Consider the following 23,130-nt stretch of genomic DNA (forward strand, 5'->3'; position numbering starts at 1 on the left):
TCTTCCCGCCGGCGGATCGACCGCCCGGGATGGGGCGGTTCTTAGGGCATCGCGGGAGGGGCTGTCAATGTTAACCGCCCCGCGGCCCCGCAAAACCGTGAAAACAACCCCATGCACAGTAGAAGCGGCCGGATCGGCCCGATTGGGCCGATCCGAGGTCGAGCGGGCCAAGGACTTTTGCCGACTGCGCTATCGCCGCCACCAGCGCCTTGCCAAATTCGTTATATCCTATAATCAATTCGGTAACACGTCGGGAGGACACCCATGCCGAAGCTCAAGCTGCCTGATATCGACAAAGTCGTCGCCATCGACATCCACACCCATGCCGAGGAGCCCTGCGGCACCCATCCCGACGACGGCTATGACGATTTCCAGGCGCAGATGGCGGAGTATTTCAAGTCGCCGCACAAGCATCCGCCGACGGTGCCGGAGACCGCAGCCTACTATCGCTCCAAGAACATCGCCGCGGTGATCTTCCCCGTCGATGCCGAGCGCGAGACCGGCTTCCGTCGCTACAAGAACGAGGAGATGCTGGAGATCGCCTCCGAGCATCTCGACGTGCTCATCCCCTTCGTCTCGATCGACCCGCACAAGGGCAAGCTGGGGGCCCGCGAGGCGCGCAGGCTGATCGAGGAATACGGCGTGCGCGGCTTCAAATTCCACCCGACCATGCAGGGCTTCTACGCCAACGACCGCATGGCCTATCCGCTCTATGAAGAGATCAACAATGGCGGCGCGATCGCGCTGTTCCACACCGGCCAGACCGGCGTCGGCTCGGGCATGCCCGGCGGCATGGGCATGCGGCTGAAATATTCCAACCCGATGTACATGGACGACGTCGCGGCCGATTTCCCCGACCTCAAGATCATCCTCGCCCATCCCTCCTTCCCCTGGCAGGAAGAGGCGCTGTCGGTCGCGACCCACAAGCCGAACGTCTATATCGACCTCTCCGGCTGGTCGCCGAAATATTTCCCGCCGATCCTGGTGCGCTACATCAACTCGATTCTGCAGGACAAGATGCTGTTCGGCTCGGACTGGCCGGTGATCACGCCGGACCGCTGGCTGTCGGATTTCGCCAAGATCGAGATTCGCGACGAGATCAGGCCGAAGGTGCTGAAGGCGAACGCACGGAAGCTGCTGGGGATCTAGTCACCGTACTCGGCGAACACTGCGCGACGTCCGCCGGCTTGCGGACGTCGGCGCGTGAGTGCGATCAGTTCACGCTTGCCAGATAGCCCGCCAGAATGGTCCGGCTCTGGCTGAGCGTCTCGATACGTTCGTCGATCAGGCTGACCTGCTGGGCAAGTATTCTTCGCAGCTCGTTGCACGGCGTGAAGGCCGGGTCGTTATTCCGCACGCACGGCAGTAACCGCTGGATCGTGTCGAGTGTCATCCCGGCAGAGCCAAGCATCTTGATCCGCCGCACGGTCTGCTCCTCCTCCGAACCGTAGTCGCGATAGCCCGAGCCGGTCCGCTGCGGCGCAAGCAAGCCTTCGCCTTCGTAATAGCGCAGCATGCGGATGCTGACCCCGGTCCGCCGGGAGAGTTCGCCAATTTTCATCCGAAACCTCTTGACCCTGACAGCGCTGTCAGACCCTACAGGCAGTGCCCATCCAAGTCATGTTGCTTGTGAAGGGAACAATGATGAAAGCCTACCATTTGAACAGCCACGCCGGGGCCGGTCGCCTCGTGCGCGCCGACGTCAGCAAACCTGAGCCCGCCAATGGTGAAGTCCGCGTGCGGGTCGAAGCGGCAAGTCTGAACTACCGAGACCTCCTGATCCTGGACCGTGCCGGCCAGAACGAGCTCAACGGCCGTGTGCCGCTCTCCGACGGCGCTGGTATCGTTGACGCCATCGGCCCCGACGTCGCGCAATGGCACGTCGGAGACCGTGTCGTTGCGTCCTTCTTCCGCGATTGGGTCTCTGGACCGTTCAAGTCCGGTTATGTTTCGTCATCTCTCGGTGGCAACACGACTGACGGAATGCTGGCAGAGTATGTCGTGCTGCCTGCAACCGCGCTAGTCGGCGTGCCGCCGCACCTGTCGTTGGTTGAGGCGGCGACCTTGCCCTGCGCCGGCGTCACGGCCTGGCATGGCCTCGTCACGCGCGGTGCGATGGGCGAAGGCGACGCACTGCTTGTCCAGGGAACTGGCGGGGTTGCACTGTTCGGCCTTCAATTCGCGACGGCGCTCGGCGCACGTGCAATCGTGATCTCGTCCTCGGATAAGAAACTCGCCCGCGTCAGGACAATGGGCGGCTCGATCCTCATCAACTACCGCGATACACCCGACTGGGATGCCGAAGTGATGAAAGCCACTGATGGCGAAGGTGCCAGTCACATTCTCGAACTCGGCGGCCCCGGTACCTATGACCGGTCGCTGCGATCTGTCGCGTCGGGCGGCAAGATCATTCAGATTGGCGTGTTGACAGGCTTCGGCCCGAAACCGGACCTCGCCCGCCTGCAATGGGAGAACGCCGACATCATCGGTGTCACCGTGGGATCGGTCGAACATTTCACGGCAATGAATGTCTTCCTGACTGAACACGCGATCCATCCGATCGTGGATCGCGTCTACGATTTCGATGAAGTCCCCGACGCCTATGCTCACCTGCGGAGCGGCTCGCATTTCGGCAAGGTCGTCGTGAAGCTCTAGTTCGCTGTCGAATGAGACCATGCGCAGGGCTGCCGATTGCCGCGCCCCACCTGGAGGGCTTCGATCCGGGGATCGAAACCCTCCCGTTCAAGCGCTCGAGCTGCCTCAGACCTGCGCCAGGCCGCCGTCGACGAAGACCTCGCCGCCGGTCATGTAGCTGCTGTCCGAGGACGCCAGAAATGCAGCCACCGCCCCCGTCTCGCTGGGATCACCGACGCGCCCGATGGGCGTCGAGCTACCGAGTGCATCGAAGGCTTCCGCGCCCACGACCTCCAGCGCCAGTTCCGTCTTGGTCGGCCCGGGCGAGAGCACGTTGACGCGGATGCCGGTGCCGCGCAGGTCCAGCGCCCAGCTGCGCGCCAGATTGCGGATCGCGGCCTTGGTCGCGCTGTAGATGCTGAATTGCGGCGTGCCCATCACGCCCGTGCTCGAGCCGGTCAGGATGATCGACGACCCCTTCGTCATCAGCGGCAGGGCTTTCTGGACCGTGAACACCAGCCCCTTCACGTTGACGTCGAAGATATGATCGTAGTGCTCGACCGTGATCTCGCCGAGCGGTGCAAACAACCCGGTGCCGGCATTGGCGAACAGAATATCGAGCCCGCCCCGTTCGGCCTTCACCCGCTCATAGAGACGGTCGAGGTCGGCCAGATCCGTCACCGAGCCCCTGACGGCGCGGGCCGAGGCCCCCAGCTTCGCCACGGCGGCGTCGAGCTGCTCCTGCCGCCGCCCGAAGACGTAGACGAACGCGCCTTCGTCCACGAAGCGTTTCGCCGCCCCGAACCCGATGCCGGTGCCGCCGCCCGTCACCACTGCGGTCTTGCCTTGTAGTCTGCTCATGATGTGCTCCTTCATTGAGGTTGCACTGAGCTGGCGGCCTACCCACCTATCGACAAGTATGCACCTTTTGGTAAGTGGCTAAAAAATGTCGACCGATCCTTCAGACCTCATCTCCCCGCCGGCGCAAGCTCAAGCAGACGTCCAACGCTGCACGCCGAATCTGCCCGGCTTCACATGCGGCCTGGATGCGACCTTGCGGGTCGTCTCGGGCAAGTGGAAGCCGCTGATCCTCTACTTCGTCGCCCAGGACGGACCCACCCGTTACGGCGAGCTCCGCCGCGCCATCCGCGACGTCAGCGACAAGGTGCTGATCCAGCAGCTTAGGGAGCTGGAGGCCGATGGTCTGGTTAAGCGGACCGACTACAAGGAGGTGCCTCCGCGGGTAGACTACAGCCTGACGCCGCTGGGCCACAGCCTGGCGCAGGCGCTGGTGCCGCTTTGCACATGGGGCACCGAGCACATGGCGGAGGTCAGCCGGGTGTTCGCCGAGCGGGCGACGTGGACCCGGCGAGAACGCCAGCCGACCGTTTAGCTCGCGCGATGCTTGGTACGAGGTCTGCTACGTTCCGTCAGCAGCGCCGGTGAAGCGCAAGGAGATCAGATCTGAATGCTGCAACGTAAGTGCCTCTCCCTCTCCCGATGTTTCCGCAGGAGAAAGCCCTCGCCCTGCGCCGGAGCCTGTCATCAGGCGCGCGTTCGGCGCGGCCCGGTGGGCGCGATCTCTCCCCCGCAAGCGCAGGCAATCGCATATGGTGCTTTGCGCGAGCTGAGCGCGCGCCTCGTCCTTCGAGACGCCCGCCTGCGGCGGGGCCCTCAGGATGAGGCTAAGAAGCATTGGTGCGTATTGAGATTCGCATTTTCCAAATCATGCGGCAGGCAGACATCCGTTGACGACCATGCGCGCTCCCCAAGGGGAGCTCTTGTCACCACAACGGCCCCGGAGGACAGAAAATGCCCATCAATGCCGTCGTCTTCGACGCCTATGGGACGCTCTACGACATTCAGTCGGTCGCGGAGGTCACGGAGGATGCGTTTCCGGGCTATGGCGAGATCATCACGCAGGTCTGGCGCATCAAGCAGCTCGAATACACTTGGTTGCGCTCGCTGATGCGGCGTTACCAGGATTTTGCGGCCGTGACCCGCGATTCCCTCGCCTATACGCTGCGCGTGCTCGGGTTGGCCTATGACAGCGAGGCGTTCGAGCGCGTCATCGAGAAGTATCTGCATCTCGATCCCTATCCCGATGCAGCGGCCGCGCTTGCGGCGCTGAAGCCGCGCAAGCTCGCGATCCTGTCCAATGGCAGCCCGGACATGCTGAATGCGCTGGTGCGCAATTCCGGCCTCGACCGTTTGCTCGATGCCACCATCAGCGTGGACGCCAAGAAAATCTTCAAGCCGAGCCCGGCGGCCTATGAGCTGATCGGCGAAGAGCTGGGCACGGCCTCCGAAGAGGTGCTGTTCGTCTCGTCGAATCCGTGGGACGTGGCGGGGGCAAAGTCGTTCGGGCTGAATGTCGCCTGGATCGAGCGGGTGACGCCGGAAGCGATGGCGCTGGCTTGCGTCGAGACCGAACTCGTGGCACCGCTCACCATGTTCAAGGCGATCCGCACCCAGATGGACGAGCTTGGCTTCGCGCCGGACCACCGCGTCCGCGCGCTCTCCGAGCTGCCGAGAATCGCGTAGCGGTCGCCGCCCGCAAAATTGGAATGAGCTGCCCGGAATGAGCCTGGAATCCGTTCGCGCCTTCTTCGCCGAGAATGCCCCCGACATCTCCGTCATGGAATCCCCGATCAGCTCGGCCACGGTGCCGCTGGCCGCCGAAGCCTATGGCGTCGAGCCCGGCCGTATCGCCAAGACGCTGAGCTTGCGCATCGGCGAGCGCGTGATCCTGATCGTCGCGGCCGGCACCTCGCGGATGGACAACAAGAAGGTCAAGGCGCAGTTCGGCGGCAAGCCGAAGATGCTGGGCCTGGAGGAGGTCGCCGAGATCACGGGACACGAGGTCGGCGGCGTCTGCCCGTTCGGGCTGAAATCGCCGCTGCCGGTCTATTGCGACATCTCGCTGAAGGCCTTCGACGTGGTGGTGCCTGCCGCGGGCTCAACACACAGCGCGGTGCGCATCACCCCCGACCGCATGGCAGAGCTGACCGCCGCCGAATGGGTCGATGTCTGCGAGGTCAGGCCGTAAGCCGGCACCGGCGACGATGCCTGATGCATTTGCCGGTCAGGGAGGCTAGCATGGCGGCGATGACCGACGACAAGGTAAAGCGACGACTGACCACCGTGCTGTGCGCCGACGTGTACGGCTATTCGCGCCTCATGGAGGCGGACGAGACGGGCACGTTGGAGACGCTCCGCCGCTACCGCGCGGCCATCGCGCGACTGGTCGAGCGCCATGACGGCCGCATCGTGAATACCTGGGGCGATGCCGTGATCGCCGAGTTCGCCAGCGTCGTCGAAGCCGTGCAATGCGCGGTCGAGATCCAGCAGGAGATTTCCAGTCAGGCCTCGAGCACGCCCCAGGCGAGCCCGATGCAGTTTCGCATCGGCATCAACCTCGGCGACGTCATGGTGGACGGCACCGACATCTACGGCGACGGGGTCAATATCGCTTCGCGCCTGCAAGAGCTCGCCGAGCCCGGCGGCGTCGTGATCTCGAGCTCGGTCTACGATCAGGTGCACAACAAATTATCCGTCGGGTTCGACTGCCTCGGCCAGCGCCCGATGAAGAACATCGCCCCCCTGACCAGCTATCGGTTGACCCTGGGTGGCCGAACCGCCGGGCCAGCGTCGCTCCCGATCGAGGAGCGGGCAGCCTCCTCAGAGACAGCGCGGGCCCCGCACTGGAACGACAGGCGCGCTCCGGCGTCGGCGACGAATATCGTTTCGGATTGGCTCACAAGGCTGCCCCGCCCGGTTGCCGCGGCGCTCACGGTGTCGGCCTTCCTGATCCTGATCAACCTGTTCACCAGCAACAGGATCTGGTTTCATTGGCCGGTTGCAGCCATTCTGTTCGGCGTGGTTTTGCGGATGGCGCTTGGGCCGCGGCCTGAATCGGGCGGCAGGACGGATCGCTGACCGAGACGGCGCGACCGCATCGTTACGGAACCAGTCTCCACGTCCTAGTTGGCACTTTTCCCGGCTCGCGCTCGTCAGCGCCTAATCCTCGTCATCGTCATAGGGGCGTGGCTGCGCTGGCGGAGGCGGCGGCAAAGCATTGTTGTAACGCGGCGACGGAGCAGCGCGATTGCGTGGAACCTGTTGCTGCGGCGGCATCTGGTTGTTGGACTGGAATACCGCGCGGCAAGCGCTGGAGAGCTGCGGCGTATTCTGCTGCAAGCAGGCCGTGATGCGGCTGACGTCGGGGATCTGGTCGCTGCAGAGACGCCAGACGTCCGGGGTACAGGCCATCTGCTGCTCCATGGTCCCCCGATATTCCTCCGCGAATGCTGCGCCCGGCGCGACGATGCCGCCGATCGCGAGCACGACACCCAGCGCAATCCGCTCTGTTCGCATGTCCCGATCCTTCCCGATTCCCATCGATGTTCATCAATCAATGAGGCGGAAGCCGGTTCTGGACCAACAACAAAACGTGAAAACGAGCCAGGAACCATGGCAGCTCTCGCTGACGCTTTTGTCCGTGGCGCCCCGGCAACATGGCCGAAGCAAACCCGCGTGCTGCGCCTTTGGCCATAGGGCGTTTCGCCTGACGCCAAGAAGCGCGGCGACCTTCCCGCTAGCAATTGTGCTGGAATGAGGAATCGTCGATGCTGAATGCAGTACCAGCCCGTGCGCCAAACGGCACAACGGCCGCCATCCTACGTCGCAAGCTGCTGGTCACCACCGCGCTGGCGCCCCTCGTGCTGGCCTTGCCGGTCCTGACGACCGGCCCGGCGTTCGCGGCCTGCACCGTGGCCGGCACCGGCACGATCGGCGCACTCAATCCGGGCGACGTCGCGACCTGCACCGGCCTCGGCAACACCGACACGATCGCATCGAACGGGAGCAACAACGTCGAAGTCAGAATCGGCGACGGGACTTCCGCCTCGCTCGTTCCGATCGGCAATGTCTCCGCTATTGTCTATCTCGCCACCTCGAACTCGCGCCTGATTCTGAACAGTCAAGCCTCGGTTTCCGCCTATGGCGGGATCGTGCTGGCCGGCAATGCGAACAACAATCAGATCACGATTGCCGCGGGCGCAACGGCGAACGCAACGGGCAACTTCGAGTCCGCGATCATCATCGACGGCTCTCACGGCAACGTGGTCGATATCCGAGGGTCGGTCACGGCGGCATCGACAACGACCGGGCTGCGATTGAGTGGCAACTCGAGCTCGAATGTCATCAACATCTATCAGGGCGGTACGATCGTCAGCACCGGCGAAGCCGTCCAGTTCATCGCAGGCGCGAACAATACGCTCGTGAATAGAGGCTCGATCTCATCCGGCGGCTTTGGGTTCTACGGCAGTGCCTATCCCGACACCGTCGTCACGTCAGGCTCGATCTCGGGTCCTTCCGGCGCCGTCGTTCTGTCGGATGGCAACGACGTGCTGACGCTGGAGGCAGGGTGGAGCATGCTGGGAGCGGTACTCGGCGGCAACGACGTCGACACGCTGAAGTTCGGCGGCACCTCCAGCGCAACGTTCGACCTCGGAACGCTCGGCGCCGGCCTGCAATACGACGAGTTCGAGCAGTTGGCCAAGACCGGCTCCTCGGTCTGGACGCTGACAGGCACCACGGCCTTCAACGGCGCGACGACGGTGGATGCGGGCGGCCTGATCGTGAACGGCACATTGCCCTCGGTGGTCACCATCAATGGCGGCTATCTCGGCGGCACCGGCACGGTCGGCGGCATCGCCGTCAACAATGGCGGCATGGTCGCACCCGGCAATTCGATCGGGACGCTCAACGTCAATGGCAACGTCGTTTTCAACGCCGGCTCGACCTTCCAGGTCGAGATCAATCCCGCCGGCCAGTCCGACAGGATCGCGGCGACGGGGACCGCGACGCTCAACGGCGGCACGGTGCAGATCGTGCCGCTCGGCGCGGGCTTCATCGCCAACACGCAATACACCATCCTCACGGCGGCGGGCGGCGTCAGCGGCACGTTCGGGGCGCTCACGAGCTCGGGCACGCCGCTGGTCGCGGGGCAGCTCAGCTATGACACCAACAACGTCTATTTCCTGCTGCAGCAGATCGGGGGCTTCGGAACGTTATCGGGCTTGACCCCAAACCAGTCCGCGGTGGCCGGCGCCCTCGACCAGGCTCAGCCCGGCGGCGCATCGGGAGCGTTGACCACCGCCATCAACACACTGGCCGCGCTCAACACGTCCGGCATCAAGGCCGGCCTCGACGATCTGGCCGGCCAGATCCACGCCGATGGGCGCCGCCTCGTCGCCGACCAGGCCGACATGTTCCAGGGCTTCATGTGGAATGCCGGGACGCAGTCGCGCGGCGAGAGCGTGCGGATGTCGGCGTCCGCCTATGCGCCGGAGCCGGCCGACCCGATCGGCAAGGCGCTGAAGGCGCGGCGGGCGGCGCCGGCGCAGAGCGTCTGGTTCGGCGGCTACGGCAATTGGGACAAGGTGGCGGCGAGCGACATCGCTTTCGGAACCAATGCAACCATCGCCGGCGCCGCACTCGGCGCCGATCTCTGGCACATGAACGGCTTCACCGCAGGCCTTGCGGTCGGCGCATCGACCGGCCAGCTGCGCATGGCGGGCCGCGCCGACCGGATCGACGCCAATGCCGGGCATGCCGGCGTCTACGCGCGCGGCGAAGCCGGCGGCTTCAACCTGGCATCGGCGCTCAGCTATTCCTTTGCGGCGCTCGACTCCTCGCGCACGATCGCGTTCCTCGGCGAGACGGCAACGGCCTCCTCGCGCGCAAACACCTTTGCCGCTTCGATCGGCATCGCGCGGCCGTTCCAGACGGGATGGGGCCTCGTCGCCGAGCCCTTCGCCAAGGCCGACTGGTACACGACGCGGCAGGGCGGTCTTGCGGAGGCCGGTGCGCCCGGCGTCAATCAGCTGGTGCGGGGCGGCAGCTTCGACCTCGGCTATGGCACGGCCGGCCTGCGGGCCAGCCAGCGCATGATGACGCCGAACGGCCACGCGGCACAGTTCGGCGCGAGCCTCGCCGTCCGTCATGAGTTCACCGGCAGCGCCGCGAACACCACGGCGGCGCTGGAAGGCGCGCCCGGCATTGCGTTCACGATCACCGGCGTCGAGCGCGCGCGCACGGTGGCGCTCGCCGGCGCCGAGATCCGGTGGGATCTGACGAGCGCGACGTCGTTCAGGGCGTCCTATGAGGGCGCGTTCGCGCCGGGATACGACCGTCACACGCTGCGCGGCCTGGTTCGCAGCGAATTTTGAATCGCGCCACCCTCCGCCCTGCGATCGTCTTCCGCAGACCGGCCGGCAGGCAAGGGACAACGTTTACTCAGGATTAACCATGTTCGGCCGGGGCAGGAACGCCTGCCCGGCGGTGGCCGTTGCTGTCCCAGGAGTAAGCCATGGGACAACTCGCAACGATCGACATCGCTTTGGACGAGATGCTGGTCAATCTCGCAGCCATCGTGCTGCGGCTTGCCGAGCCCGAACTGGTGCGAACGCCGGAAGCCCGGCGCGCACTGGCGCGATCCGTCCGTCAGTATGGGGTATGCGCGGCGCGCTCGAGCGACCCTCGGGTCCACGCGTTGCAAGGGCAACTGGAAGAGACGCTGAAGCCGAGCCTACGCATCGTCGCGATCGACGGCGAGAAGGTGTCGTAGCAAGCTGGTGGGCACGCTGCGCTTTGCCCACCCTACGAAACTTGCACAAACGATAGTCTAACGAGATCTCGTAGGGTGGGCAAAGGCGCGCGCTTCGCGCCGTGCCCACGATCACTCCCCAAAGCGCCCCGCGATGTCGCGCATATCCCCGCCCCAGTCCAGGGGAAGGTCACCCTGTTTCACATAGCGATGAAAACTGCTGAGCGACCAATCTCGCACACGCGTGACGTGGCCGTGCTTCACCGGATTGAAATGGATGTAATCAACATGCCGTTCCAAGTCCGCGTCGTCGCGAATGGCGTGCTCCCAGTAGCGGCGCTGCCAGATGCCTTTCTCACGTTTCTTCAATTTGCTCATTGAGGGCGGCCCCGCCTCCAAGCCTCTCGAAAATCCACCCTTGATCAGATTCCAGCGCGATGAAAAGTCCTCGTCGCCTTCCGGCAGCGTCCAGATCGCGTGGAGGTGATCGGGCAAGATGCAGATGGCAACGGTCTCGAACGGGCGGCGTTCAAGAACCGTTCGGTAGATTCGTCTGAAGCGATCAGCTTGATTGACGAGCAGCCTGCTCGACCGATCTTCGAGAACAACGGTGAAGAAGAATGTGCGGCCCTGTGCGCGCCGGTATCGAGACATCTTCGCCCCCTTCAGGCAGGACGTGGGCACGCTTCGCTTTGCCCACCCTACAAATACTCGCACAAGCGAGATCTCGTAGGGTGGGCAAAGGCGCGCGTCTCGCGCTCCGTGCCCACCAAACGTCGCTATCCGGCTTTCGCACCTTTCTTCGTCCGCCGCTTGCAGGTGCCCGGCAGCTTGGCCGCGAGAAAATCGCCGAGCGCTTCGACGCGCGCGGGGCGCGGGCCGCCGGGTGGGGTGACGAGGTGCACGGCGCCTTCGGCCTGCTTCCAGTCCTTCAGGATGACTTCAACCTCGCCGGAGGAAATGGCCTCGCCGACGATGAACTCGGGCAACTCGGCGATGCCGAGGCCGGCGATCAGCGCCGGCATCACCGCCTCGCCATTGTTGACGCGAAGCTGGCCGCCCGGACGCACGCTGGCCTGCTCGCCGGCCGAATTGGTGTAGTGCCAGACGTTGGGCGTGGAGAGATAGGCGTAGCTGAAGCATTTGTGCTCGGCGAGGTGCATCGGATGCGTCGGCCTGCCATGACGTTTCAGATAGGACGGCGCGGCGACCGTGTAGCGCGGCATGGTGAAGAGCCGACGCGCGATCAGCGATGAGTCCGGCAGCCGCGCGATCCGCACCGCCATGTCGAACCCCTCGCCGATCAGGTCGATCGTCGCATCGTTCAAATGCAGGTCGACCGAGACCTCCGGGTAGCTCTCGAAGAATTCCGGCAGCAAGGGCGCCACGGCCTTGATGCCGAACGACATGGGTACGGCAAGCCGCACCAGGCCGCGCGGCGCGACCGATTGGGCGAGCGCCTCGTTCTCGGCGGCCTCGCCGTCGGCCAGCAGGCGCGTTGCGCGTTCGGCCAGCTTGTGGCCGGCATCGGTCAACGCGAGCCGGCGCGAGGTGCGGTTGAACAGGCGCGCGCCGAGCCGCTCCTCCAGCCGCGTCACCGCCTTCGACACCGTCGCCTTGGACATTGCGAGCTCGCTCGCAGCGCCAGCAAAGGACCGCAACTCCACGACTTTTGCGAAAATCGCGAGCGCCTCGAAATCGGGAAGTTTTGCCATGGAGCTGTCCATCCGAATGTTTTTAGAAACAATGCGTTTCAACAGTTTCTATTTCTATACCACGAGCGAGCGCTTATCCAAGGGGCAGTCGCAATCGAACCGGACCAACGCAGATGATCGAACTCAGACCTTTCGAAAAGCTCGGCGGCGCCGACCACGGCTGGCTCAAGGCCAAGCATCACTTCTCCTTCGCGAGCCATTACGACCCGAGCAACATGGGTCACGGCGCCTTGCGGGTGTGGAATGACGACGAGATCGCGCCCAATACCGGCTTTCCCGCTCATCCCCACGCCAACATGGAAATCATCACCTATGTGCGCGAGGGCGCGATCACCCATCGGGACAGCCTCGGCAACGAGGGGCGGACCGAGGCCGGCGACGTGCAGGTGATGAGCGCCGGCAGCGGCATCCGCCACTCCGAATACAACCTCGAGCCGACAAGGACGCGGATCTTCCAGATCTGGATCGAGCCGGCCGAGCGCGGCGGACAACCGACCTGGGGTTCGAAGCCGTTCCCCAAGGCGGACCGCTCCGGCAAGCTCGTCACCATCGCCAGCGGCTTCAAGGACGATGCGGACGCGCTGCCGATCCGCGCCGATGCGCGGGTGCTCGCCACCACGCTGAAAGCGGGCGAAAGCGCGGAGTACGCGCCGCAGACGTCGCGGCACCTTTACCTCGTGCCCGCGGCCGGCTCCGTCGAGATCAACGGCGTTCGCGTCAATGCCCGCGACGGCGCCGCAATCCGCGACGAGGAACGGCTGAAGATCACGGCGCTGGAAGATACCGAGCTCGTGCTCGTCGACGCGGCATGACGAAGATTGCCGTCATTCCGGGAGGTTCCGGGTTCGATGCTTCGCATCGCCCCGGAACGACGGAGTGAAACCGAACACCATCCCCCAACGGAGACCACCATGACCAAAGTTCTCGTCCTCTATTATTCCGCCTACGGCCACATTGAAGCGATGGCCAACGCCGTCGCCGAAGGTGCGCGCGAGGCCGGCGCGACCGTCGACATCAAGCGCGTACCCGAGCTGGTGCCGGCCGAGGTCGCGAAGGCCTCCTACTACAAGCTCGACCAGGCAGCTCCCATCGCCAAGATCGAAGACCTCGCCAATTACGATGCGATCATCGTCGGCACCGGCACCCGGTTCGGCCGCATGGCCTCGCAGATGGCGAACTTCCTCGACCAGGCGGGCGGGCTCTGGGCCAAGGGCGCATTGCACGGCAAGGTCGGCGGCGCCTTCACCGCGACCGCGACCCAACATGGCGGCCAGGAGACCACGCTGTTCTCCATCATCACCAACCTCCTGCATTTCGGCATGGTGGTGGTCGGCATGAACTATGGCTTTGCCGGCCAGATGAAGCTCGACGAGGTCACCGGCGGCGCACCCTACGGCGCCACCACGATCACCGGCGGCGACGGCAGCCGCCAGCCGAGCGCCAACGAGCTCGCCGGCGCGCGCTATCAGGGCCGCCAGATCGCGGAGACCGCCAAGAAGCTGCATGGCTGATGCGTACGGCTGGTGCGCGGCATTTCCGTTCGGGAATGCCGCTTCAGCGCGTCTTGCCCATGGCACGCGCGGCCATGGCGGCAAGTTTCGGATGGCGGCGCAAGCTTGGCGCGGCATGATCGCGCCAGGCGAAAGGCAGACCGCGCCAGGACAGGGGCACGCTGACATCGGTCAGCGGCACCCTCTCGGCGCCGAAACGGCGCTTGTAGTCCTGGTTGCCGACGCTGAGGTCGAAACGGCGCACGCCCTGCGCATGCAGCGCTGCCATGGTGCGCTCGACGACGAGAAGCCCGGGCGAGCAGCTCGACCATGAATCGCCGGCGTGGCTGATGCGCAGCAGGTAATAGGTGGCGCCCTGCCTGACGCCGAACGAGGTGGCTATCACGTCCTCGTCGCAGACCAGCGCCGAGACGACGGCATAGCCTTCCGCAAGGCCCCGGCGCGCCACCTCGCGATAGAACCGCGCATGGGTCTCGTCGTTGAGGACGAAGCGCGAGCCGAGCTTCTGCATGCGCGCCTGCTGCTGTCTGTCCGTCACATCAAGCAATTCATGCGCGCGTGCGACATCCTCGACGAGTTCGAATCGCGCGCCGGCATGACGGCTGAAGACCCGCCAGCAGCGCGGCATCTGCATGCGCTTGATCGAGGCCTGGTAGGCGCCGTAATCGTCGCCCATCAGCACGAGATTGCCGTTGAGCGAGGAGGATCCGGTCCGGCCGAGCGCCGCCAACGGGTTCGTCTTGCCGCCGACCTCGGCCGGCATCTTCCTGAGGCGGAGCAGATCGAAGCGGTCGGGCGCGGCGCGCAACGCATCGATCAATGCCCGGTTGATCGCATCGGTCGTGCCGGGATTCAACTCGACATCGCGCGCGAGGATCGGCGCGTTGTTGTCGGAAACGCCGAGGTCTGCGAATTCGACGATGCGGATACCGCGCCTGAGATGGCTGATCATCGGCACCACCGCGATGTCCCTGCCGGTGGCGGCATCGGAGATCACCGCGATCAGCGGGGTGACGTCGTCAAACGCCGCGTACCATGCACCGAGCCAGTCGACATGCTGGAACGCGGTGCGGTGTCCGGTGTTCAGGCGCGAAGCGGCCTGGCGCCAGTCACGCATGAAATCGACTGCGATTCCCGCCGCGCTGGAGACCCGATCTTCTGACTGCTCGACGGTGATGAACGTCATTCGCGACATACGCCTGCTGAGTGCTTTCAGATAGATATGTTTCGTTGCAGACGACAACAAACGTCGCCGCTTATCGTTAAGCGAGTGCCACCAGAACGGCTTGGCTGCGGCAAGTTGTCAGCGACTTGGTTCCCTGTGCTCGACGCATTGGAACCGGGCTAGGAAGTGCAGACCGGCGACGGCGAAGGCGAACATGAACCAGACGGGATTCTGGCGTTCAAGCAGGAAGGTCTCGGTCGCCCCGTAATAGAGGCCGAACAGCCATACGGTCAGGAACAGCTTTGCCAATGCGCCACTGCGACTGTGAGCCTGGGCGGTCTGGAAGTTGCCGAGCGGTGCGAGCACGAAGACGAGGATCACGAGCATCAACCCCGGCAGGCCGATGGTGACGGCGAGGTCGAGATAGCTGTTGTGGCTGTGCGCCGCGGAGGTCGCCCATTCGGCACCCTGGGCCGTCTGCCGCGCGCTCACGTCGTCCCAGAACGCTCCATAGCCGTGACCGATGATCGGCTTCTCCGCAACGGCGGCAAGCGCGAACTCCCAGATCGCGGAACGGCCGGTGAAGGAGGGATCGAGCGGAAGCAGCCGCGTCATCGCCCCGAGCGCCGGGCTCATGACGCTGCCGACGGTCAACAAATTCATCGCGAGCAGCGGCGCGAAGCAGATGATCCGCTTCAGCCACAGGCCGGGCGTAACATAGACCAGCGATGCCAGGGCGTAGATCGCAAGGCACAACACCGAGGACGTCTTGCCGCCGGTGAAGATCAGGAAGATGCCGGCCAGTGTGGCGATCGCCGGCCCCATCACGAACGAGCCCACCGCGGACAGGTAGATGCCGACATAGACAAGGATGGTCATCACGGGCGAGGCGACGTTCTTGTGGCCGAAGCTGCCGCGCCAGTCGCCGGCAAGCTGCGGCTCGGTGACGTCGAGGGCAGAGTGCATCGAGTATTGCGGCGCGAGGAAGATGCCGAGATAGCAGAGCGCGAGCAGCACGAGCGCGGCCCCGCCAAGGCAAAGGTTGAAGCTGCGCTGCGTCGGCGGCAGCAACGGCAACACGACGGCCAGCGACGTCACGCTGGCCGCCAGAACAAACCGTTGCATCGAAACGCCGCGGCTCTCGGAGAAGACGATGTTGATCGCCAGCCATCCGAGCAGGCAGAGATGCAGCGGCGTCACCAGGCTCTTCAGCGCTGGTGCATCCGAGCCGGCGACACAGAGCATTCCGACCGCGGCCAGGAGCCCCCAGGCGATGTAAGTCAGCGCCATTCGTCCGCCGACGATGGTGGTGACGTTGGGATCGCGCAGGTCCGGGAACGGATCGAGCGTCACCAGCACCAGCAGCAGCGCTGCGATGGCGACGAGGCAGCGCGCCACCTGCATCGCATCGAGCTCCGCCAGACGATCGCGCAGGACATGGCCGAACGATCGGGCTTCGGTATCGGTCACGTCGGCAGCGCTGCGGTTCATGGCTCAAGACGTCCAGTGGAGCGCCGGGTTGCTCTCGCTCTGGCGTAGACAGATCATCAGCCGCGAAGGCGCCACATTGACCGTCTGTCGCTCCATCCGCGGCACTCCGATGCGCATCTCGCATGGGACCGGCTGCCCCACTCTTCCGAACTTGCCACAGGCTTAATGCCGCCAGCTTAACGCTAATCTACGAAACCGGCGGCGCACGCGCGTTCGCGGCAAGCATTCGCGCGCGATCCGAGTATCATCCGCGGGTCGCCGAGGTCTGGGTTTTCGGCGCGACAGATGCGTCGTGGTTAACAGATCATTAAAGACGGGTCACAGCTTGATCACCGCAGAAGACATTCTCGAACTGCCAGTGGCCTCGCGCGTCTCGCAACCGGCGCACCTGCCACTGCCGCTGAGCCCGGTCACGCCGGTCTCCGTCATCATTCCCGCCAAGAACGTCGCTGCCTATATCGGCGAAACCCTTTCCAGCGCGCTTGCGCAAAACGAGGTGGGTGAAGTGATCGTCGTGGACGACGGTTCCACCGACGACACCGCCGCCATTGTCCGTGCCATTCGTGACCCGCGACTGCGCCTGATGACGAATGACTCCGCAGGCGTATCGTCGGCCCGCAATCTCGGCGCGCGCCATGCCAGCGGCGAGTGGCTGCTGTTCCTCGACGCCGACGACCGCCTGCGCTCTGGCGCGGTTGCGGCCCTGCTGACCGCCGCACGCGGCGCGCCGCGCGCGGTTCTCGTCTACGGCGATTACAATACGATCGACAGCGAGGGACGGCAGATCGGTCGGCGCAGCCTCCTGAAGGGACGCCGCAAGCCGTCGGGAGACGTGCTGACCCGGCTCGCCGCCGGCAACTTCATCGTCAACGGCGGCATCGCGCTCGCACGTGCCGAGGCCTTTCGCGCCGTCGGCGGCTTCGACACCTCTCTCAGGTATTGCGAGGATTGGCATTGCTGGTGCCGCCTGGCGGCCATCGGCGAATTCGAGTTCGCGCCAGAGCTTCTGCTCGACTACCGGCTGCACACGTCCAACACCATGAACGCTGCGGTGCGCACCCCGCAGGATTTCCTCCCCGCGGTCGCGCGGGTTTTCGATGACGGGCTGATCCTGGCGAGACTTCCCGAGGGGACGGCGAGTGGATTGCGCCAGGCTGCCGAGATTCACCTCGTCACCTATTCGGCGATGCAGGCCATTCGCTTCGGACGATATCGCGACGCCTCTACTTATCTTGCAATGATCGGCCGGCGGTCGGTCAAGTCGCTGCCACGCGCGGTCGTCAGGGTCGCCCTCGCACGCTTCGGCATCTAGCCGGCCGCCGCGTCACGTCACGATCTTCGAGGCCTCGTAGGGCTTCGGCTCGAGGCCGAAGGCGGCCAAAGCGGCGCCGACCGCAACCATCACGGGATGCATCGCGACGACGGCCTTCGACGACCTCAACGAGGTCGCGGCGCGAACCAGCGACAACGGCACCCGTCCAAGCATCTGCGCAAACACCCGTATCCGCGCCGTCGTGCTCCGCGCTGCCTTGTACTGCACCCGATAGTTGATCGCACCGATGCGCAGGCCGCGCTTTGCGATCCAGCCGAGGCTGGTGCGGTTCTGCGGCACGGTCTCGGTGATGACGGCCTCCGCCGTCCAGTGGAAGGTCATGCCGGCATCGCGGCACCGCACGAAGAAATCGCAGTCGCCGCCGCCGAGAAAATTGAAGCGCAGGTCGAACGCGGGCCGGTCGAACCGCTCGAAGGCGGCACGCGTGATCAGGCAATTGCCGCAGCCGTAGATCAGCGGCACCGCGCCGCTGTAGTCATAGGTCGGACAGAAGGCGGGATGACGCGCAAGCCAAGGCTTGCTGCCGTCATCGAACACCGGCAGCACCGGCCCGCCGACGACGTCGGCACCGGTTGCCTCCGCTGTTCGGACCATCAGTTCGAGCCAGTCGGGTGAGGCGATCTCGTCGTCGTCGATCATCAGGAAGCGGGTGGCGGCGGGAAACAACGCCTGCGCCGTCTCGAACGCGGCATTGATCGCCTGGCAGTTTCCCTGCCGTTTCTCGACGAGGCAAACGCCCTGAAGTCTGCCGTCTGCGAGATATTCCGCAGCGACCGGCGCGCTCTCGCGCCGCGCGGCGTCGTTCTCGACCATCACGACGGCAAAGGAGCGCGGAGTGCGCTGGCTGACGAGCGAGTCCAGCGTCAGCCGCAGATGCTGCGGACGGCGGAAGCAGGGAATGCAGACGACGATGCCGACCGACAGGTCGATGACGCGGGAGCTCGCCAGGATCTCCCGGTTGGGATCACGCACGGCATCCGAGATGCGCGTGGCGGACAGGTCGGTCGGGATCAATGTCATGTCTTCTAGATGTCCGAGATATGTTGAAAAAGCCCTGCCTCGATCTCACGTCCTGCAACGGGTCATCACCGCGGGACACATGCGTCCCAAAATGAACGGCCGGTTGGAGGTCACAAGCTCACCTCTCGCGCCGGCCTTGACGTCCGCCCTGGAGCAACATGAACCGCTTAACCGCTTTCGTCCGTTTATCCCGCGAAGTCATGCGCGTGTGATACTGCAATTCGCAGTCCATGCGCGCAGCGGCGCCCACCATGAACAATGCCGTAGTTAACGCACATGAGCGTTAACCGGACCGTAAGCACTGCAACCGGTGGGCACGTGCGGCATCGGATTTGCTCTTCGGGCTGGCACGTCCTTTCCTGTAAATTTGATTAGAACAAGCGCGGTCAGAGAAAATGAACAAGCCAGCTACGATCGATTTCGCGACAGCCACGGCGATCCGGATTCCCGCGGCCACTGCACCGACCCAGGCGCTTCATGATCTTGTCCCCGGCGAAGCCCGCGACAGCCTGCTCGCCGTCCATGACGTGCTGTGCCGCGAGCTGCCGCAGGGCCGGCTCGCGATCTATGAAGCCGGCGGCGGCTCATGCAGCGTCCTGCCACCGGAATTGCTGAGCCGGAGCAAGGTCACCGTCGTCGATATCGACGAGGACCAGGTCCGCAACAACACTTATGCCGACGAGGCGATCCTGGGCGACGTCCAGACCTACCGCTTCGGCGGCGAGACCTTCGATCTCGTGATCTGCTACAACGTGATCGAGCATCTGCCGCACGTCGACACCGCGTTGCTGAACTTCCGCGACGCGCTCAAGCGCGGGGGGATGATCCTGATCGGCGCGCCCAATCCACGCTCGCTCTCCGGGGTCGTCACCAAATATTCGCCGCACTGGTTTCATGTCTGGTTCTACCGGCACATCCGCGGAATCAAGGATGCCGGTTTGCCGGGCGAGCCGCCGTTCCCGACGTTCTTCCATCCCCTGGTGACGCTGCCCCGGCTCGAGGCATTCGCAGCCGCCAACGGCCTCGAGATGATCTATCGTCGTGAGGTCGAAAGTCCGCGCTATCCCGAGATGCGCCGGGGCAAGCCGCTGTTCGCGGCCTTGGTCGATGCCGGCGCCGCATTGCTGAACGCCGTGCTGCCGCGCGGCACGGACGTCCGCCGCGGCGACTATCACGTCATCCTGCGGAAGAGCTGACGGCCATGCACGCGCAGCCGATCGCACGACGAGCGACGCTTCGCGGGCGCGCTGCGGGCGGTAACGAACCGTTAATCTCTCGGGGATCCAGGCGTCCCGGCAGCGCTCCGAACGGCGGCATGCGCTTAAACGCTTTGTTTGCCATTTCGGTGAATAGTCCCGCAATGGGTATGGTTAATTTTCCCTGTTGCGTTGATTGGGCACCTACATCCCGGGTGCGTGGCGTAAAGCGAAGAGTAACCCCTCAGCCCGCGACAATTGGAATGAAAGCTGGGGATCATGCTTGACTACAACCAGCCGATCGATCGAGCCGCACCGGAGGCCTCGCAGGGGAAGCCTCAGGCCGGCTTCAACGTGCTGGAGCTCATCAATATCCTCTGGCGGCGAAAGGTAGCGATTGCCGCGGCCGCCTTGCTCGGCGCGACGCTTGCAGTCGTCGTCGGCAAGAGCATAACGCCGCGCTACACCGCGACCGCCCAGCTCTATGTCGATCCGCGCGAGCTTCAGCTGGTCGACCGCGAACTCACGCCGCGCGCCCAGGACATCTCCGGCATGTCCATGGTGGTGGAGAGCCAGGCACGCCTGATCACCTCCAACAGCGTGCTGCTGAACGTGATCCAGCAGGCCGGGCTCGACAAGGATCCGGAATTCGGCGGCGGCGACAGCCGAAGCCTGATGTCGTCTCTGCTCGGCCTGGTCGGCCTGCAGCCCCGTGCGCCCTCCACCGCGGAGACGAAGGAAGTGCAGCTTGCAGCGCTCGAGGCGCTCAACAAGCACATCACCGTTCGCAAGACCGAGAAGAGCTTCATCGTCGACGTCGAGGTCTGGTCGACGGATCCCGCCAAGGCGGCCATGCTGGCCAACACGCTGACCAGTGCCTACCTCGCGGAGTCCCGCAACTCGCAAGCCTCGGCCGCGCGGCGCGCGACCAACGATCTTTCCGGCCGGCTGAAGGAGCTGCGCGACCGGCTGCGCAATGCCGAGACCGCGCTTGCCACCTACAAGGCCCAGAACAATTTCGTCGGCACCCAGGATGCGCTGATCAGCGATCAGCAGCTCTCGGCCAGCAACCAGCGGCTTTCCGCGGCACGGGCGGCAACGATGGATGCGCAGGCACGGCTCGACCAGATCGAGGCGACCCGCCGCACCGCGGCCGATGCCGGCGCGATCCCGGAGGCGCTGCAATCGCCGACCATCGCGAATCTGCGGGCGCAATATGCCGACGCCCGCAAGAAATATGCGGAACAGGCCAGCGAGCTCGGGCCGCGCCATCCGGCGCTGCGTCAGACCGAGAAGCAGGTCGAAGACCTCAAGCGAACCATCAACGAAGAGATCGACCGCTTCGCCCAGTCCGCCAAGAACGATTTGACGCGCGCCCGCGACTACGAGGCCTCGCTCAACCGGGCGCTGGAAGCGCAGAAGCGGCAGAGCGTCCAGCTCAGCCAGGCCGCCGTGCGCCTGCGCGAGCTCGAGCGCGAGGCCGACGCCAGCCGCGACGTCTATCAGTCCTTCCTCAAGCGCTCCCGCGAGACCGAGGAACAGGAGAGCCTGAACACGTCGGCGGCGCGCGTCATCGGCGAGGCGACCGTGCCGCAGCGGCGCTCGTTCCCGCCGGCCATGAGCCTGTTCGCGATGATCGGCTTCATCTTCGGGGCGATCGCTGCGTCCAGCTGGTTCGTCGCGGCCGAGCTGCTGTTCACCGGCGCGATCGCACCGGCGCCGGCGCCCGCCCGTCCGCAGCGCATTCCGGCGCCGGATGCAGCGCGAGCTCCCCAGCGCACGCGGCCGCCGGAACCCTCGCCGGCTCAACCGGCCTCGCGAGCGCCGGAGATCGAACAGGTACCGCCGGAGCTTGCGGCTCCGCCGCTACAGCCTGCGATGGTCGAAACGCCTCCGGTCGAAAAGCCGCTGATCGCGCGCTTCCAGGAGGCCGACGTCATCCACACGCTCGGCGCCATTCTCGCGACCGGCGGCGGTGTCGACCTGACGCGGCTGGGCTGGCCGACGCTCCGCCCCGGTTTTCCGCTGACCACGCTGCTCAACGCCTGGCGCGACATGCGCAGCGCGGTGACGCGGCGCGCCGGCGGCAAGGCGATGCCGGTCATCGCGCTCGTCGGTGCCGGCACGAGCACGGGGCGCAGCGTGACCGCGCTGAATTTCGCGCTGGCGGCCGCGCGCGACGGCGCCCGCGTGCTGATGATCGATGCCGACCATCAGGCCCGCTCGCTCTCCAACAAGGTCATCCGCCGCGGCAAGAGCGAACCGAGCGGACGCGGCTGGCTCTCGATCGGTAGCAAGGAGGCGCGCGAGGTCAAGACGGTCAACGGCATTTCGGTGCTGCCGGCCGCCGAGGGCGACGCCGGCAAGGCCGCCGATGCGATCCGCAAGGCGATTGCGCAGGCCCGTTCCGCCGCCGGCTATGATCTCGTGGTCCTCGACGGCCCTGCGCTGCCGCTCCCGGCCGGCGGCCGCAAGCTGCTCGACGACATCGACTCGCTGGTGGCCGTGCTGCCGACCAGCCTCGACGTCAACGACAGCCTCGAAGAGATCCTGACCGCGCTCGGCCCCGCCGAGCGCAAGCTCGTCGGGGTCGTGCTCGACGAGCTCACCCCTGCAATGCAAACGCGCCAGCGAGACAGACAATATGCTTGAGCGCCGCGTCAACCTCGATGGACGGGCGGCAACTGCCGACGTGCCGAGAACCACCGTCGGCGGGCTTCGCATGGCCGCGCTCGACCTGGAAGCCACCGCCGATTTCATGATCGAGGCGACCGATCCCGACAATCGCATCGGCCGTCCGCTGTTCCTGACGTCGGCCAATGGCGAGGTGCTGGCGCGCTGCTCGACCGAGCCGCAGACCGAGCGCCTGTTCCGCGCCGCCGACCTGATCAACGCCGACGGCCAGCCGCTGGTCGCGGTCTCGAAGCTGCAATCCTGGTTCCCGTTGCCGGAGCGCGTTGCGACCACGGACCTGTTCCACGTCGTCGCGCGCAAGGCCGAAGCAGCGGGCCGCACGTTCTACATGTTCGGAGCCAGCGAGGCCGAGAACGCCGCCGCTGTCGAGAACGTCCAGAAGCTGTATCCCCGCCTCAGGATCGTCGGGAGCAGCCACGGCTATCTGCGCGGTGAGGCGCTGCGGGCCAAGGTCGAGGAGATCAACGCCCTCGCACCGGATTATCTGTGGATCGCGCTCGGCGTGCCCAACGAGCAGGCCTTCGTGAAGGAATTCACGCCGCATCTGACCAATGTTGGCGTTATCAAGACATCCGGTGGCCTGTTCAACTTCCTGTCAGGGAGCCGCTCCCGTGCGCCGCAATGGATGCAGAGAATCGGGCTCGAATGGGCCTGGCGCACCTTGCTCGAGCCACGCCGTCTGTTCTGGCGCTATTTGACCACCAACCCCCGCGCACTCTATCTTCTCATCAGCCGCAACCGCACCCTCCGCTAAGAGAA

General features: G+C 65.2%; 22 protein-coding genes. 14 read left to right on the top strand and 8 right to left on the bottom strand.

Going from position 1 to position 23,130, the window contains the following annotated elements; genetic code table 11:
* The first annotated feature begins 264 nt into the window (after positions 1 to 264).
* Positions 265 to 1,149 (top strand): amidohydrolase family protein, encoded by an 885-nt coding sequence (locus AC3WLX_RS31265; RefSeq protein WP_291620404.1) that lies wholly within the window; start codon positions 265 to 267, stop codon positions 1,147 to 1,149.
* 64 nt (positions 1,150 to 1,213) lie between these two features.
* On the opposite strand, the gene AC3WLX_RS31270 is transcribed toward AC3WLX_RS31265, so the two are convergent.
* The gene (locus tag AC3WLX_RS31270) at positions 1,214 to 1,561 is read right to left on the bottom strand and encodes a MerR family transcriptional regulator (RefSeq protein ID WP_492338824.1); all 348 of its coding nucleotides are present in this window, start codon (positions 1,559 to 1,561) and stop codon (positions 1,214 to 1,216) included.
* 83 nt (positions 1,562 to 1,644) lie between these two features.
* Here AC3WLX_RS31270 and AC3WLX_RS31275 point away from each other — a divergent pair, with 83 nt between their 5' ends.
* Positions 1,645 to 2,655 carry a zinc-dependent alcohol dehydrogenase family protein gene (locus AC3WLX_RS31275; protein WP_492338893.1) on the top strand — a complete coding sequence of 337 codons (1,011 nt, stop codon included), beginning with the start codon at positions 1,645 to 1,647 and terminating at the stop codon, positions 2,653 to 2,655.
* 105 nt (positions 2,656 to 2,760) lie between these two features.
* Here AC3WLX_RS31275 and AC3WLX_RS31280 read toward each other — a convergent pair whose 3' ends face one another.
* Positions 2,761 to 3,495: an SDR family NAD(P)-dependent oxidoreductase gene (locus tag AC3WLX_RS31280; RefSeq protein WP_492338825.1), complete on the bottom strand. Its 735-nt coding sequence runs from the start codon at positions 3,493 to 3,495 to the stop codon at positions 2,761 to 2,763.
* A gap of 160 nt (positions 3,496 to 3,655) precedes the next feature.
* Between AC3WLX_RS31280 and AC3WLX_RS31285 the strand changes: the two genes are divergently transcribed.
* The 4 genes from AC3WLX_RS31285 to AC3WLX_RS31300 all read left to right on the top strand — a co-directional run bounded on the left by AC3WLX_RS31285 (position 3,656) and on the right by AC3WLX_RS31300 (position 6,573).
* A complete protein-coding gene (locus AC3WLX_RS31285; RefSeq protein WP_291620422.1) occupies positions 3,656 to 4,027 on the top strand; it encodes a winged helix-turn-helix transcriptional regulator in 372 nt (123 codons plus the stop codon).
* Positions 4,028 to 4,446: 419 nt separating this feature from the next.
* Entirely contained in the window at positions 4,447 to 5,178 is a 732-nt protein-coding gene (locus tag AC3WLX_RS31290) for a haloacid dehalogenase type II (protein WP_492338826.1), read from the top strand.
* Positions 5,179 to 5,215: 37 nt separating this feature from the next.
* Positions 5,216 to 5,683, top strand: a complete 468-nt coding sequence (locus tag AC3WLX_RS31295; RefSeq protein WP_291620398.1) for a YbaK/EbsC family protein — start codon at positions 5,216 to 5,218, stop codon at positions 5,681 to 5,683.
* Between the two features lie 59 nt (positions 5,684 to 5,742).
* Positions 5,743 to 6,573: an adenylate/guanylate cyclase domain-containing protein gene (locus AC3WLX_RS31300; protein ID WP_492338894.1), complete on the top strand. Its 831-nt coding sequence runs from the start codon at positions 5,743 to 5,745 to the stop codon at positions 6,571 to 6,573.
* An 81-nt stretch (positions 6,574 to 6,654) separates the two neighbouring features.
* Here AC3WLX_RS31300 and AC3WLX_RS31305 read toward each other — a convergent pair whose 3' ends face one another.
* Positions 6,655 to 7,011, bottom strand: a complete 357-nt coding sequence (locus AC3WLX_RS31305; protein WP_291620397.1) for a hypothetical protein — start codon at positions 7,009 to 7,011, stop codon at positions 6,655 to 6,657.
* 251 nt (positions 7,012 to 7,262) lie between these two features.
* On the opposite strand from AC3WLX_RS31305, the gene AC3WLX_RS31310 reads away from it, so the two are divergent.
* The gene (locus AC3WLX_RS31310) at positions 7,263 to 9,869 is read left to right on the top strand and encodes an autotransporter outer membrane beta-barrel domain-containing protein (protein WP_492338827.1); all 2,607 of its coding nucleotides are present in this window, start codon (positions 7,263 to 7,265) and stop codon (positions 9,867 to 9,869) included.
* 140 nt (positions 9,870 to 10,009) lie between these two features.
* Positions 10,010 to 10,267, top strand: coding sequence for a hypothetical protein (locus tag AC3WLX_RS31315; protein ID WP_492338828.1), 258 nt, complete (start codon positions 10,010 to 10,012; stop codon positions 10,265 to 10,267).
* A gap of 111 nt (positions 10,268 to 10,378) precedes the next feature.
* Here AC3WLX_RS31315 and AC3WLX_RS31320 read toward each other — a convergent pair whose 3' ends face one another.
* On the bottom strand, positions 10,379 to 10,900 hold the full coding sequence (locus AC3WLX_RS31320; protein WP_492338829.1) for an REP-associated tyrosine transposase: 522 nt from the start codon (positions 10,898 to 10,900) through the stop codon (positions 10,379 to 10,381).
* Between the two features lie 125 nt (positions 10,901 to 11,025).
* Positions 11,026 to 11,961 (bottom strand): LysR family transcriptional regulator, encoded by a 936-nt coding sequence (locus AC3WLX_RS31325; RefSeq protein ID WP_492338830.1) that lies wholly within the window; start codon positions 11,959 to 11,961, stop codon positions 11,026 to 11,028.
* 113 nt (positions 11,962 to 12,074) lie between these two features.
* Here AC3WLX_RS31325 and AC3WLX_RS31330 point away from each other — a divergent pair, with 113 nt between their 5' ends.
* Positions 12,075 to 12,773 carry a pirin family protein gene (locus AC3WLX_RS31330; protein WP_492338831.1) on the top strand — a complete coding sequence of 233 codons (699 nt, stop codon included), beginning with the start codon at positions 12,075 to 12,077 and terminating at the stop codon, positions 12,771 to 12,773.
* Between the two features lie 99 nt (positions 12,774 to 12,872).
* Positions 12,873 to 13,472 carry an NAD(P)H:quinone oxidoreductase gene (gene wrbA / locus AC3WLX_RS31335; RefSeq protein ID WP_291620387.1) on the top strand — a complete coding sequence of 200 codons (600 nt, stop codon included), beginning with the start codon at positions 12,873 to 12,875 and terminating at the stop codon, positions 13,470 to 13,472.
* A 43-nt stretch (positions 13,473 to 13,515) separates the two neighbouring features.
* On the opposite strand, the gene AC3WLX_RS31340 is transcribed toward wrbA, so the two are convergent.
* On the bottom strand, positions 13,516 to 14,658 hold the full coding sequence (locus AC3WLX_RS31340) for a GNAT family N-acetyltransferase (protein WP_492338832.1): 1,143 nt from the start codon (positions 14,656 to 14,658) through the stop codon (positions 13,516 to 13,518).
* Between the two features lie 117 nt (positions 14,659 to 14,775).
* Entirely contained in the window at positions 14,776 to 16,128 is a 1,353-nt protein-coding gene (locus tag AC3WLX_RS31345; protein ID WP_492338833.1) for an O-antigen ligase family protein, read from the bottom strand.
* Between the two features lie 325 nt (positions 16,129 to 16,453).
* Between AC3WLX_RS31345 and AC3WLX_RS31350 the strand changes: the two genes are divergently transcribed.
* Positions 16,454 to 17,440: a glycosyltransferase gene (locus tag AC3WLX_RS31350; protein WP_492338834.1), complete on the top strand. Its 987-nt coding sequence runs from the start codon at positions 16,454 to 16,456 to the stop codon at positions 17,438 to 17,440.
* 12 nt (positions 17,441 to 17,452) lie between these two features.
* Here the strand turns inward: AC3WLX_RS31350 and AC3WLX_RS31355 are convergent, their stop codons facing one another.
* Positions 17,453 to 18,481, bottom strand: coding sequence for a glycosyltransferase family 2 protein (locus AC3WLX_RS31355; protein WP_492338835.1), 1,029 nt, complete (start codon positions 18,479 to 18,481; stop codon positions 17,453 to 17,455).
* Between the two features lie 395 nt (positions 18,482 to 18,876).
* Here AC3WLX_RS31355 and AC3WLX_RS31360 point away from each other — a divergent pair, with 395 nt between their 5' ends.
* From AC3WLX_RS31360 to AC3WLX_RS31370, 3 genes are all read left to right on the top strand, one after another.
* Entirely contained in the window at positions 18,877 to 19,677 is an 801-nt protein-coding gene (locus tag AC3WLX_RS31360; protein WP_492338836.1) for a class I SAM-dependent methyltransferase, read from the top strand.
* A gap of 279 nt (positions 19,678 to 19,956) precedes the next feature.
* Positions 19,957 to 22,329 (top strand): Wzz/FepE/Etk N-terminal domain-containing protein, encoded by a 2,373-nt coding sequence (locus AC3WLX_RS31365; protein ID WP_492338837.1) that lies wholly within the window; start codon positions 19,957 to 19,959, stop codon positions 22,327 to 22,329.
* On the top strand, positions 22,322 to 23,125 hold the full coding sequence (locus AC3WLX_RS31370; RefSeq protein ID WP_492338838.1) for a WecB/TagA/CpsF family glycosyltransferase: 804 nt from the start codon (positions 22,322 to 22,324) through the stop codon (positions 23,123 to 23,125). Before AC3WLX_RS31365 ends, AC3WLX_RS31370 begins: the two co-directional genes overlap by 8 nt.
* Positions 23,126 to 23,130 lie beyond the last annotated feature (5 nt).

Source organism: Bradyrhizobium sp. FW305-F6 (assembly GCF_058782905.1).

Coding starts and splice junctions, on each gene's coding strand:
- AC3WLX_RS31265 (WP_291620404.1), top strand. CDS start 265: ATGCCGAAGCTCAAGCTGCCTGATATCGACAAAGTCGTCGCCATCGAC.
- AC3WLX_RS31270 (WP_492338824.1), bottom strand. CDS start 1,561: ATGAAAATTGGCGAACTCTCCCGGCGGACCGGGGTCAGCATCCGCATG.
- AC3WLX_RS31275 (WP_492338893.1), top strand. CDS start 1,645: ATGAAAGCCTACCATTTGAACAGCCACGCCGGGGCCGGTCGCCTCGTG.
- AC3WLX_RS31280 (WP_492338825.1), bottom strand. CDS start 3,495: ATGAGCAGACTACAAGGCAAGACCGCAGTGGTGACGGGCGGCGGCACC.
- AC3WLX_RS31290 (WP_492338826.1), top strand. CDS start 4,447: ATGCCCATCAATGCCGTCGTCTTCGACGCCTATGGGACGCTCTACGAC.
- AC3WLX_RS31295 (WP_291620398.1), top strand. CDS start 5,216: ATGAGCCTGGAATCCGTTCGCGCCTTCTTCGCCGAGAATGCCCCCGAC.
- AC3WLX_RS31300 (WP_492338894.1), top strand. CDS start 5,743: ATGACCGACGACAAGGTAAAGCGACGACTGACCACCGTGCTGTGCGCC.
- AC3WLX_RS31305 (WP_291620397.1), bottom strand. CDS start 7,011: ATGCGAACAGAGCGGATTGCGCTGGGTGTCGTGCTCGCGATCGGCGGC.
- AC3WLX_RS31310 (WP_492338827.1), top strand. CDS start 7,263: ATGCTGAATGCAGTACCAGCCCGTGCGCCAAACGGCACAACGGCCGCC.
- AC3WLX_RS31315 (WP_492338828.1), top strand. CDS start 10,010: ATGGGACAACTCGCAACGATCGACATCGCTTTGGACGAGATGCTGGTC.
- AC3WLX_RS31320 (WP_492338829.1), bottom strand. CDS start 10,900: ATGTCTCGATACCGGCGCGCACAGGGCCGCACATTCTTCTTCACCGTT.
- AC3WLX_RS31325 (WP_492338830.1), bottom strand. CDS start 11,961: ATGGCAAAACTTCCCGATTTCGAGGCGCTCGCGATTTTCGCAAAAGTC.
- AC3WLX_RS31330 (WP_492338831.1), top strand. CDS start 12,075: ATGATCGAACTCAGACCTTTCGAAAAGCTCGGCGGCGCCGACCACGGC.
- wrbA (WP_291620387.1), top strand. CDS start 12,873: ATGACCAAAGTTCTCGTCCTCTATTATTCCGCCTACGGCCACATTGAA.
- AC3WLX_RS31340 (WP_492338832.1), bottom strand. CDS start 14,658: ATGACGTTCATCACCGTCGAGCAGTCAGAAGATCGGGTCTCCAGCGCG.
- AC3WLX_RS31345 (WP_492338833.1), bottom strand. CDS start 16,128: ATGAACCGCAGCGCTGCCGACGTGACCGATACCGAAGCCCGATCGTTC.
- AC3WLX_RS31355 (WP_492338835.1), bottom strand. CDS start 18,481: ATGACATTGATCCCGACCGACCTGTCCGCCACGCGCATCTCGGATGCC.
- AC3WLX_RS31360 (WP_492338836.1), top strand. CDS start 18,877: ATGAACAAGCCAGCTACGATCGATTTCGCGACAGCCACGGCGATCCGG.
- AC3WLX_RS31365 (WP_492338837.1), top strand. CDS start 19,957: ATGCTTGACTACAACCAGCCGATCGATCGAGCCGCACCGGAGGCCTCG.
- AC3WLX_RS31370 (WP_492338838.1), top strand. CDS start 22,322: ATGCTTGAGCGCCGCGTCAACCTCGATGGACGGGCGGCAACTGCCGAC.